Here is an 11,609-nt window from a genome sequence, read left to right on the forward strand (position 1 = left end):
GTGTAGAATGAAAAAATTTTTGATTTTTGTTTTAATTGTGTTAGTGCTTATAACTTTTGTTAGATTTAAGGTTTTTGCAGACCCTTCTGATACTGGTGGTTCTCCATTAAAACAATCAACTCCAATTGAGTTAGTTCAAGAGTAATTAAATTTAATTTAAAAATTAAAAAGAGGTTTTTATAGAAAAGAAAAATAAAGATAAGTTTATTAATTTTTTAAATAAAGCGCCTTCTCCTTTATTAAAGGATATAAAGATATTTAATTTAAATAAGAAGTTTAACTCTGAATATAAAATGTTATTAGAAAAATATAAATTTTATGATATTTTTAGAAATATTAATAGAATAATAATTAATTCTAAAAAAATCCAAACCTTCATAAAAAAGACTTTTAAAGAAATAGAAAAAATTGATTTTATTGACATCTCAATAATTTATTTAAAGAAAAGGGATAGAGTTTTTAGATTTAATAGAGATTGTAAAATAAATGAAAAAGAGATTAAAAATGAGTTAAAAATAATTTTAAATAAATTAGAAAAAGAGGAGTATTTAATTAAAAAATCTGAAAATTTTTTAAATTATAAATATTCAATCTTTTTTCCTCTAAAATATGAAAAAGAGTTAATTGGTTTAATTAATTTTCTTTCAAATAATTCTATTGTATTAAAAAGACAAAATTTAGTTTATCTAAAAGAAATTTCAAATAGCATTAATCTTGGTATATCAAAATTTATTGACAAGGAGAGGATTATGGAAAAAGAAAGAGAACATGAAAAAAAATTAAATCTTATACTTAATGCATTCTTAAAAATCATTAAAATGAGAGAACCATATACTGGAGATCATTCTTTAAGGGTATCAAAAATTTCATCTTTAATTGGAAAAGAGTTAAATTTGAAAAACGATAGTTTAAAGGCATTAAAATATGCTTCTTTTCTTCATGATCTTGGAAAAATTTTTGTTCCTTCTGAAATTTTAAATAAATATGGAAAATTAAATGAAAGAGAATATAGTTTAATAAAAGAACATGTGATTAAAAGTTATGAAATAGTAAAAGATATGAATCTTCCTGAACCCACTGACAAAATAATTCTTCAACATCATGAAAGATTAGATGGATCTGGTTATCCATATGGACTTAAAAATGATGAAATTTTAATTGAAGCAAGAATACTTGCAGTTGCAGATGTAGTCGATGCTATGCTTTCAAATAGACCATATAGAGCTTCATTAAGCAAAGAGATGGTAAAAGATGAACTTAATAAATATAAAGGTATTTTATATGATGAAAAAGTAGTAGAAGTAGCATTGAAAATAATAGAAAAATTAGTTTAAGTTAGTTATAATAAAATTAAGAGGAAATATGGCAAGAGAAAGGAAAGTTCAAACAGAAACAAAAGAAGAAGAGTCTTTACAAAAAGAACAGAGTGAAGAACAAAAAGTAGTTAAAGAGAGTATTTTTACAGGTAGCAAAGCGCTTGAAGTTGCTCCTAAAATTTACGGAGTTCAAACTGGTGTTGAAGGTTTAGATAATCTTTTCTTCACAGTTGAAAGTGAAAATGGAAAAATTATTAAAAAAAGTTTAAATGGAATTCCTTCTTATTCTGTTTTTAATATAACTGGAGTATCTGACACAGGTAAATCATTAATGGTTGAACAATTTGCAGTTGAACAGGCAAGAAGAGGAAATGTGGTTTGTTTTATAACAGTTGAATCACCGGCAAATTTTGTTGTTGTTTCAATGAAACATAGAGCAGAAGCACTTGGTTATGATTTTTCCAAATTTGAAAATAATATAATTTTAATAGATGCTGCTTCTCATTCTGTTTTAAGAGAAAACATTCCAGATTTACTATCAACACTTGCATATGTTATAAAAACTTACAAAGTAAAATTTACTATCATTGATTCAGTTACAGGACTTTATGAAAATAAAGAGATGATGGCAAGAGCAGTTGTAAGAATTCTTTTTAACTTTATGAAAAAGTGGTATCAAACAGCACTTTTTGTTTCTCAAAAAAGAAGCGGACACGAAGAGTTTACAGCAGAAGCGGCAGGAGGTTATGCAGTTGGTCATATAGTTGATGGAACAATGGTTTTTGCAAAAGAAATGATTGATTCTGGAATTAAAGCAAAATTATACAAAAAGGAGATTGGCGATATTGTAAGATTATTCAGAATTGATGGATGCAGAATGTGTGGACATGATACAAAAACACACTTTATGGAGATAACAGATTTAGGTTTAATAAGAATTCTTGATCCAATTTCTACAAGATAAATTTAAGGAGTTATTTTCACAATAAACTGAACACTACTTTCACTTGATTCTGGCTTTCCAATAAAATAATCAAATTTTTTAGTTAATTCTTTCTTTTTGTTTAAATTCTCTTTTTGTTTCTCAATTTCTTTATTAGCACTTTCTATTCCAACTTTTATATTATTTATTCCATTTAATGTATCCTCAATTCCATAAAAATAGAGATTCTTAACTTTACCACCTTTTATTAAAATATTAAGTGAGTTAATTAGTTCTTTAAAACTTTCACTTATTTTATTTTGAATTAAATTTAACCCTTCTTTTAATTTATTTAAGCCAGTATTTAATAAATTAGATAAGTTATTAAATCCTGGTAAAGATTTTCCTTCAATTACACCACCATTTACAACTTTATCTAAAGTGTCTTTCATCTTTATATTTAAATCAATAAGTGAATTTAATCCATAAAGAGTCATTTTTAAATTTTCAAGACCATTCACTATTGTTTCATATCCATCATATAATTTTTTAATATTATCCTTAAGTTCTTTCAAAGAGATTATATAAATTGTCTCATTCAATTTTCCACCATTTAATAAGATATTAATTAAAGAACTCTCAATTTCAAGATTTTCAATTAATTTTAATTTCAAATCATCATTAATACTTTTTGCTAAATTTTTATTTATTTCATTTAAATTTTTAATCCTATTTATAATTTCTAAATATCCATCAATTAAATTCTGAATAGATAAAAGATTTTTGTTGATCTCCTTTAAATTATTTATTATTAAATCAAAAGTTTGAGGCAACATTTTAAGAGAATTTAATTGTTGAACATCAATTCCTTTTGATATTTCTAATAAAATATTTGAGTGAAGGTTAATCCCTTGTGATATAAGCATGAGGTCAGAGATTCCTTTTTCGATTTCATTGAGATTAGATAAATCTAATTTTGTTAAATTATTTTTTATCTCTTCAACATAAATTTTTTGATATTCAATAAGTTTTGATAGTCCAATGGTTCCTTGAATTAAGTTTTTCCATAGAGATGAAAAATCTGGTAATTCAAAAGAAATAATTCCAGGAGATATAGATATTAAAATTTCTGGTAATTCAATTTTTTCACTTGTGAATTCAAAATAAACCTCACCTTTTGGATCAAGAACTGTCATTAAACTTATTTGATATTTTTTGCCTAAAATTTGTGGTTTTAAATTATTACTTAAATTTATCTCCTTTATTTTTGATGAATCAAGAGATGAAGTTAAAACAAATATTAATGGAACTATTCCATTATTTACTTTAACTTTACTTTCTCCTTTAACTAAAACTTTGGCTTTTCCACTTTTCCCTTTTATATCTTGTGGGTTAGACTCTTTTCCATTTAGGAAATATTTAACTGAAATGTTAAACGGAAGTTCACCACTATAATTTCCTCTATAATATGTATCTTGATAATTTTTGCTTGCACCCTTAATTATTACTTTATCTTCTTTCACTTCAATTTCACCTTCTCCAAAAATTTTTTTAATTTGTGTTAGATTTTTAATCGGATCAAAAATTTCATAATTACCTTCTCCTTTTACTCTTATCCAATCAACTAAAATTGCATCTTTAACATTTCCATATGAATCACATAAAACATAAATATTTTCATTATCATAAACTTTTATTTGAGAATTAATTGATAAAAGAGGAATAAATATTAATGTAAGAAACAAAAATATTAAAATTATTTTCTTCATATTCACCTCCTTAAAATAGATAATTTTTGAGTTAATTTATCTAAACTTTTTGAAATAGAGGGTAAGAAAATAAGAGAAAATATTAAAGAAAGAAATGCACCTCTCCCTAAACTTCCCATCGTAAAGTTTACTAGAGGAATTTTTGATAAAATTGCTGCTGGAAGTGTCATAAGAATCATTGTCCCAGCACTTGTAATTAATGAATTAGAACTCCATTTTACACTCTCAATAACACTTTCATTTATATTTAGACCTTTCCTTCTTTCTTCTTCATATCTTGAATAAACAAGAACTGAATAATCTATTGTTGCTCCAAGTTGAATTGTATTCAACATTGTTGGAATAAAAAATGGAGAAGAAATTCCAATTAATATATAATATGCTATATTTGTCCATATTGCACCTTTAACTATAAAAATTAAAATTAATGGAACAATAAGAGATAAAAATCCTAAGAAAATTAAAATTATAATAAAGATAAAAGATAGTTTTGTTGTCTTTGTTTGATCTTCCATTGCAATTTTTTTAAGGTCAGATAAGAAAAGAGAATCACCTGTTAAATATGTATCATAAAGACCATTAATTTTAATTAAATTTTCGATTTCTTTTCTTAAAGATTCTCCTTCTCTTTCATCTATTTTATATTTTGAATAAATAATTGCCAATTCATAATTTTCTGATAAAAATTTTTTAAAAATCTCTTCTGAAATAAATTCTTGAGGAATTAAAGGATCTAAAATTGTTGAATAGTGAACAATTTCATTAACTCCATCAAGATTCTTTATTTTTGAAAGAAGATTTAAGAAATTATTATTTTCTCTATTTGAAACAAGATAAAGAACTTCTTTTTCTCCAAAAATTTCATTTATTTTATTTAAAACCTCAATTGATTTTAGATCTTTTGGATAAAAATTCTTTAAATCATAAATAAGATTTATTCTATTTGACCCAAAATATGAAAAGATTATTATAAAAATAAAAATTAATGTAAATACAAAAGAGTATTTACTTAAAAATTTTCCTAACTTTTCCAACTTAAATGTAAATATTTTATGTTCTCCACCTATTGCAAATTTATCAAAAATCACAAGAAGAGAGGGTAAGAATAAAAATGTGGAAAGGAGAGAAAGCGAAACTCCTCTTACAAGAATCCAACCAGCCTCACTAAAAATTGTTATTCTTCCAAATGTCAAAGCATAAAAACCAGCAATTGTTGTTAATCCACTTAATAAAATAGGTTTAAATGTTTTTAATAGCGCTTCTTCCATTGCTTCTTCTTTTTCAAATTTTTTTCTTTCTTCAATATACCTATGGTACAAAAAGAGGGAATAATCAAGGGTTACTGCAAGTTGAAGAATTGAAACAATAGTAAATGCAAGAAAATAAATTTCAGTTTTTAAAAAACCAGAAATACCAATATTTATTAAAACACCTGTAACCATTGAAATGAGTATAAAAATTGGTCCAAAAATAGTTGGAAAAGTAAATAAAAGGAAAATTAAAACAAGAATAACTCCAATTAAAAAATATCTTTCAGTTGTTCCTTTAAAACTTTCTCTTAACTCTTCAGATATGACTTCACTTCCAGTAAGTGATGCATTCTCTGGTAAAACTTTTCTTAAAGAAGCAATTTGAGATGAATAATTTTCACTTTTTTTAAGTGCAACCTCAATTCTAAAATATCCATCTTTATACCAAGATTTAACCTCTTCTTTCCAAAATTCTTCTGGTAAAGAAATATCAGTGTAATCTTTTATTGAATTTATTGATTCAACAAAAGGAAGAGACTCAATTTCAAAAATAGTTTTTTCTAACTCCTCTATTTTATCTGTTTTAATAAGAATTGTTAAATTTGCACCTCTTGAAAATTCTTTATTTAAAATTTCTATGCCTTTAATTGAATCAATATCTTTAGGAAGAAGTTTAAAAATATCATATGTAATTTTTACATTTCTGAAATAAAAGAGTGAGATAACAATTAAAATTATAAATACAATAAAAATTATTAATCTATTTTTTACAATAAACCTAAATATACTCTTCATTTTAACCTCCCAAAATTCTTAAAACTCTTTTACTTAACTCTTTGACATCAATCATCTCATTCTCAAACAAAATCTTTCCCCACAAAGAAAGAGTAATTCCCCATAAAATAGTTGTGTCAATTTCATCAACATCTTTTTTAAAAATTTTTAAAAAATTTCTTATTTTTTCTTTTATTTCTTTTAAAAGAGCATCTCTTAAACTCTCTCTAACCTTTTTGGGAGAAAAACCTATATCTCTAATAATTGTTAAAACATATGAAGAGAATTCCTTTGCAAGTGAAATATTAAATTCAAAAAAATCAATAAGATATTCAACTTTATCCTTTTTCTCTTTTTCAATAATGCTTAAGAATCTTTTCTCAACATTACTCAATAGTTCTTTTACAATTGTTTCTAATAGTTCTTCTTTTGATTTGAAATATGTGTAAAAACTACCTTTTGAAATTGAAGATGCTTTTGTTATCTCATCAACACTTGTTTCATTAAAACCTTTTTCTAAAAATAGTTTTAATGCCTCTTCAACAATTCTATCCTTTTTATTCATAATTGACTGACCAGTTAGTCAATTATAATTATAGTAAATAGATTAAAAGTGTCAATATTCAAAATTTACTTAATTGAAGTTATTGAAATATTTAGAAATTATTTTAGTAGTTTTATTTAAGTTGTGTAATTATAAATTAATTTGTTGTTTACTTTATAACCTTTACATAATTTATTAATTGTGCAATCTGAACATTTTGGATTACTATGATTAAAACAATATTTGAGCCCAATATTAATGAGACCATTATCAAAATCGGCAATTGAATAATTTTTATTAAACTCATTATTTAATTTATAAATCAATAAATTAGGAAATCTTTGAATTTCAATTACTTTGATAGTTTTTCTAACATTTTCTTTAAAAAATTTATTTATGATATATCTATATTCTTCAAATAAATTTTCATTTATGTTATTTTTTATTTTTTTATTTCTTAAATTAGTAACTCTTATATAACTTTTCCCTTCTTTACCTTTTCCTTTTTGTATTACATTCCATTGAATGAGATCCATTTCATTCGCTAATTCAAATAAAAATCCTGTTCTAAATAATACTCTGCCAGCATTACTATCAAAAGGAACTTCATATGATATATTTGACCATCCAGTATTATTTTTTTTAACTAAAGAAAATATACTTACATATAATTTTGCAAAGAGATGGGAAGCTTTATCACCTATAGCATTACCCAGTCCATATCTATTATGACTTTTTAAATTTTTAGTCATTAATTCTGCTGAAGGGTAAGACTCAATATATTCAACTAATGGTTCTTCAGAAATCACATTTTGATTATTTAAATCTTTTTCTAATAAATATAAAAAAGATAATGGAACACCTATTCTATGAATTGCAAAGTCTAAGACTTTATTTGGAACTATACCTCTTTGTGATTGTGCAAAAAATAATGAATATTTTAATGGATTTGTATTATTTTCTAAGGCCCATTCATTAGCTCTAATTTTCTTAATTGAATCATGCTGTATTAATAATTCATCTATTGCAATATTTAATTCTTTAAAAAAGTCAATTGGTCTATGTAATATTCTTATTTCTTTACGATATAATTCGTTAATAACATTTTTTAAAAATATTCTATTTCCTTTTATATCTGGTCCTTGATCCAAAATTACACTTAATAAAATATATCTAGATAATATCTCTCTTCTAGTAAATTTTCCATCATAGTCATCAAGTTCATCACTTTTTAATCTATCATTTTCGAAGTAATATTTAAAAATTTCTACATCATTAATGGATAATATATTTTTATTTTTTAAACCGATTTCGCACAAATTAGAAGTTAATTCGAACAAAAATTTTAAATCCATATTTATCATTTATTAAATAAATAATTTTCAACAATTTCTTTTGTATCTTTTAATTTATATATATTATTTTCTAATCTTTTTTTTGCAAACTCATAAGATTCTTTCACAATTTCAAAACCAATGAATTGTCTATTCATCATTTTACTAATAAAAACAACTTGCCCTGAACCTAAAAATGGATCAAGAATAATATCATTTTCTTTGCTTGAATACATAATAATTTTTTTGATTAATTCAGATGGTAATTTTGTTGGTGTTTTTTGAGCACCAGTCCAATATTCTCTTTTTATAAACCAAACATCTTCTCTATCAAGATAGTGTAATTTTCGCCCTTTATCATCTTTGTCATCTTTATTGTATCTTGCGTATGGATAAAACTTTCTTAATTTATCATTTTTACAAACATATAATATGTGATAATGTGAAGTAATATATTTTCTATTAGTTACAACTCCAAATTGATATTTCCAAATTAAATGATTAACAAGTATAAATTTTTGTTCGTCTAATGCAATTAAAATATCTTTAAGATTATTCCATCCTGAAAAAATATACATGCTACCACTCTCTTTTAATACTCTATATGCTTCTTTAATCCAATTGGTTGTAAATTTATAATATTCCTCCTTTGGTATTTCATTATAACCCTTTATTACTCTTGATTCTTTTCTATTATAGTTGCTTTTCTTAGATTTAAAATCAATTGCAAAAGGTGGATCGGTAATAATTAAGTCAATTGAATTAGATGGTATTAACTTCATGCCTTCAATGCAATCCATGTTGTATATTTGATTAAACTCTAAATACTTCATCTTAATATAATTTTATAATAATAATAATTAAAATAAAGTGCCTCTTTAAGTAACGGTTTAAAATTAAAATCATAAATTATCATGATTAATCTTCTTTAAATTCTAATTTCAATTATTGATTTAATTTTAACTTTAATTGCTCTATATTTTAATTGATTCTTTAGAATTAATATTCTATAAATTTAAATTTTTAAATAAATCCATAATCTATTTCTATAAAATTTTTAAATAAAATATGAGAATATATTCTTTTTTATCCCACTTTACATTACTTTGAAATAAAGTAATAAACATTTAATATATTTGAATAGTATTAATTATTTGTATTTGATAAACCAAAAATTATTATTCTTAATTTTATACGTTTGATTGTAAAATATAATTATTTTCTCAATATATTTTTTACAGATCTAATTCTAAAACATTCTGAATAATAAAAATATTAAATTATTTAAAAGTGTTTATTTTAATTTTATTTTCTAATAACTTACACTTATTATTCATTTTAATTTCTTTGTCTAATCTAAATTTCCAATTCCTTATAGTTTAATTATCAAAGGAATTATAAAAAATAAATATCAATTATATTATCAATAGTTCTCTTTAACAAATTAAAGATTTATTTTTTAAAACTTAACTTTTTAAAATTATTGATTCAGTACTTGCAAATATAAACTTTGATTAACAAAATATTCATTTTCTCAAATTTTATCAATGTTTTATTAAATAATTATTGTTTACAAATATAATCATTTTTCAAAATTGACCCAAATAAGTTTTATTTTCGAATTCTTATTTTATCTTAATCTTCTTTTATTTTATATTTTTTATTCTGCAACCCTTTTATCATTTCACATGTTTTTTCAAAGATAAATTTCTAATATTAAATCTTAGAAATTTAAAATAGATAAATTTTTAAAATATAAAATATAATAACTGATTAATATTTTGAGTATATTTTTATTAATATGCTCTTGAAATATAATTTATACTTAAAATTCTTTGGTAGATAAGATAAAATTAACTTTAATTTAAAACCTTCTCTATTTACTCAATAGGTAATTCTTTTTCTTCTCTTTCTATCTTTAATTTTGGTAATTTATCAATTAATCCACTATTTGTTAAACTGTTTACAAGTAAAGAAATATATGGTGCTCCATTTTCTATTTCGTGTAAATTTCTAACTATATAATCTATTGCATCTTGTGGAGTTAATTTTATATCTTCAACAATATCTCCTATAAATGTAAAAACTTGAGTAAATTCTCCAACTCTTTTAAGTTTTAAGATCAATTTATCATAAATTTCACTATCTACTTCTTTTAATGAATTTAAGAAATTATTTATTGTATCAATTAAATTATCTTTTTCACTTTGTGTCCAACTTAAAAGATCAAGTCCAACTTCAAGATTTGTTAATTTTGTAAGGAAATCATAAATTAAGTCTCCTTTAATTACATCTCCATGTTGAGGTGCAATAACTTCTGGAAGTGGATTTAGAAGACCAATTCTATCAATTGTAAGTAAAAGAGCCTTTTTGGAAGGCATATAAATTTGATGAAATATGGAAATACCCTCAAAAGATTCTTCTGTTGCATAAACTCCTTCTTTCTTTTTTGTGTTAACTCCTGCTAAAAAATCTCCACTAAACAAAACTCTACTTTCAAAATCATAAACCATCATTGCTCCTCTAAAGTGGCAAAAGTAGGCTGGAACAAATTGAATCATATGTCCTGTTCTTGAAATTTTTACAACATCTCTTTTAAGAGTTTCAACTCCTTTAAAATTTCTTTCAGAAATTCCATACATTGAAACTAATCTAAATGTATCAATTGATCCTAAAATTAAAGCATTTGGATTTGCTGAAAGAAATGTTTTTAAATTTGATGTGATATCAGGATCTTGATGGCTAATAAAAATTAAATTTATATTTTGAACTCCTCCTATTAAATCTTTGAGAATTTTAAAAAGTTGTTCATAATCAAGTGGAGTTCCTGGATCAAAAATCATATTGACCCTCTCTTTTCTATCGCTACTTATAAATCTTTTTAAATATATATTTCTATGTAGTTCCTTTTCAGGAGACCTAATTAAGAAAAATTCTTTTCCAATTTCTTGAACAATATAATCCATAAAAAACCTCCAAAATTGTAATAATTTTAAAAAAATTTTTAAATACTAAAAATATTATAATAAATTTATAGGAGGTTTTAAAATGGTTATAGAGGTAAAAGGGCCAGAGATAGAGAAAGATGACATTGAAATTTTGGCAGGAAGAGTATTTTTTAAGTGTATTGATCTTCTTGGTGGATTAAATAAACTTGCACTATATAGAACTTTAACTTGGCTTCCATCTTTGGCTCGTGCATCATTTGCTATTGTTTTAAAAGAGGAGTATCTTAAAACAGAAGATGAAATTGCAAAACATGTAGGACTTACAAAAAATAGTGTAAGAAACATTTTAAGGGCAAAGTTGGATATCCCACCTCAAGAACTTGAAGAGTTTCTTGAAGAGCAAAAAGAGAAGGGTAAAGATTTAAAATTTCATGTTGCTGGAAGCATTGCGAAACTTGCGTATAAACTTGTTAAAGAAGGTGAAGAATCGCAAATTTTAATTGAATTTTCAAGAAAAATTTCTCAAGATGCAATTTATGAATTTGATATACCTTGGGCTTATCTTGTTTTAAAAAATACAAAGGGTTTAAAATATCCAATAAAATCTCAAGATGATTTAGTTGATAAAATTGGCGAAATTAAATTACCTAATGGAAAAGAAATAAAGGATTTCCTTTCTAATTTAAAATATCCGATAAAAAATCCAAGTGAATTATTACATGAAATAAAGGAGAAGATGGGATAATAGTTTA

10 protein-coding genes are annotated in these 11,609 nt (G+C 23.6%); 4 read left to right on the plus strand and 6 right to left on the minus strand.

Features of this window, described 5'->3' with window-relative positions:
- The first annotated feature begins 7 nt into the window (after positions 1-7).
- The 3 genes from QMD25_00110 (at position 8) to QMD25_00120 (ending at position 2,280) form a co-directional block, all read left to right on the plus strand.
- Positions 8-145, plus strand: a complete 138-nt coding sequence (locus QMD25_00110) for a hypothetical protein (GenBank protein ID MDI6860406.1) — start codon at positions 8-10, stop codon at positions 143-145.
- Positions 146-293: 148 nt separating this feature from the next.
- The gene (locus tag QMD25_00115; GenBank protein MDI6860407.1) at positions 294-1,334 is read left to right on the plus strand and encodes an HD domain-containing protein; all 1,041 of its coding nucleotides are present in this window, start codon (positions 294-296) and stop codon (positions 1,332-1,334) included.
- A 28-nt stretch (positions 1,335-1,362) separates the two neighbouring features.
- On the plus strand, positions 1,363-2,280 hold the full coding sequence (locus QMD25_00120) for a KaiC domain-containing protein (GenBank protein MDI6860408.1): 918 nt from the start codon (positions 1,363-1,365) through the stop codon (positions 2,278-2,280).
- A 2-nt stretch (positions 2,281-2,282) separates the two neighbouring features.
- On the opposite strand, the gene QMD25_00125 is transcribed toward QMD25_00120, so the two are convergent.
- The 6 genes from QMD25_00125 to QMD25_00150 all read right to left on the minus strand — a co-directional run bounded on the left by QMD25_00125 (position 2,283) and on the right by QMD25_00150 (position 10,875).
- Complete coding sequence (locus QMD25_00125) at positions 2,283-4,007, minus strand: hypothetical protein (protein ID MDI6860409.1); 1,725 nt, start codon at positions 4,005-4,007, stop codon at positions 2,283-2,285.
- Positions 4,008-4,009: 2 nt separating this feature from the next.
- Positions 4,010-6,052 carry an MMPL family transporter gene (locus QMD25_00130; protein MDI6860410.1) on the minus strand — a complete coding sequence of 681 codons (2,043 nt, stop codon included), beginning with the start codon at positions 6,050-6,052 and terminating at the stop codon, positions 4,010-4,012.
- A gap of 1 nt (position 6,053) precedes the next feature.
- Positions 6,054-6,596 (minus strand): TetR/AcrR family transcriptional regulator, encoded by a 543-nt coding sequence (locus QMD25_00135; GenBank protein MDI6860411.1) that lies wholly within the window; start codon positions 6,594-6,596, stop codon positions 6,054-6,056.
- Between the two features lie 116 nt (positions 6,597-6,712).
- A complete protein-coding gene (locus tag QMD25_00140; protein ID MDI6860412.1) occupies positions 6,713-7,915 on the minus strand; it encodes a hypothetical protein in 1,203 nt (400 codons plus the stop codon).
- Between the two features lie 20 nt (positions 7,916-7,935).
- On the minus strand, positions 7,936-8,742 hold the full coding sequence (locus QMD25_00145; protein ID MDI6860413.1) for a site-specific DNA-methyltransferase: 807 nt from the start codon (positions 8,740-8,742) through the stop codon (positions 7,936-7,938).
- Positions 8,743-9,789: 1,047 nt separating this feature from the next.
- On the minus strand, positions 9,790-10,875 hold the full coding sequence (locus QMD25_00150; protein MDI6860414.1) for an MBL fold metallo-hydrolase: 1,086 nt from the start codon (positions 10,873-10,875) through the stop codon (positions 9,790-9,792).
- Between the two features lie 82 nt (positions 10,876-10,957).
- Between QMD25_00150 and QMD25_00155 the strand changes: the two genes are divergently transcribed.
- Complete coding sequence (locus QMD25_00155; GenBank protein ID MDI6860415.1) at positions 10,958-11,602, plus strand: bacterio-opsin activator; 645 nt, start codon at positions 10,958-10,960, stop codon at positions 11,600-11,602.
- Positions 11,603-11,609 lie beyond the last annotated feature (7 nt).

Source organism: Caldisericia bacterium (genome assembly GCA_030018355.1).
Classification (GTDB): Bacteria; Caldisericota; Caldisericia; order B22-G15; family B22-G15; genus JAAYUH01.

Excerpts from the sequence above, each read along its gene's own strand:
- QMD25_00120 (MDI6860408.1), top strand. The coding sequence starts at position 1,363 with ATGGCAAGAGAAAGGAAAGTTCAAACAGAAACAAAAGAAGAAGAGTCT.
- QMD25_00125 (MDI6860409.1), bottom strand. The coding sequence starts at position 4,007 with ATGAAGAAAATAATTTTAATATTTTTGTTTCTTACATTAATATTTATT.
- QMD25_00145 (MDI6860413.1), bottom strand. The coding sequence starts at position 8,742 with ATGAAGTATTTAGAGTTTAATCAAATATACAACATGGATTGCATTGAA.
- QMD25_00150 (MDI6860414.1), bottom strand. The coding sequence starts at position 10,875 with ATGGATTATATTGTTCAAGAAATTGGAAAAGAATTTTTCTTAATTAGG.
- QMD25_00130 (MDI6860410.1), bottom strand. The coding sequence starts at position 6,052 with ATGAAGAGTATATTTAGGTTTATTGTAAAAAATAGATTAATAATTTTT.
- QMD25_00155 (MDI6860415.1), top strand. The coding sequence starts at position 10,958 with ATGGTTATAGAGGTAAAAGGGCCAGAGATAGAGAAAGATGACATTGAA.
- QMD25_00135 (MDI6860411.1), bottom strand. The coding sequence starts at position 6,596 with ATGAATAAAAAGGATAGAATTGTTGAAGAGGCATTAAAACTATTTTTA.
- QMD25_00115 (MDI6860407.1), top strand. The coding sequence starts at position 294 with ATGTTATTAGAAAAATATAAATTTTATGATATTTTTAGAAATATTAAT.
- QMD25_00110 (MDI6860406.1), top strand. The coding sequence starts at position 8 with ATGAAAAAATTTTTGATTTTTGTTTTAATTGTGTTAGTGCTTATAACT.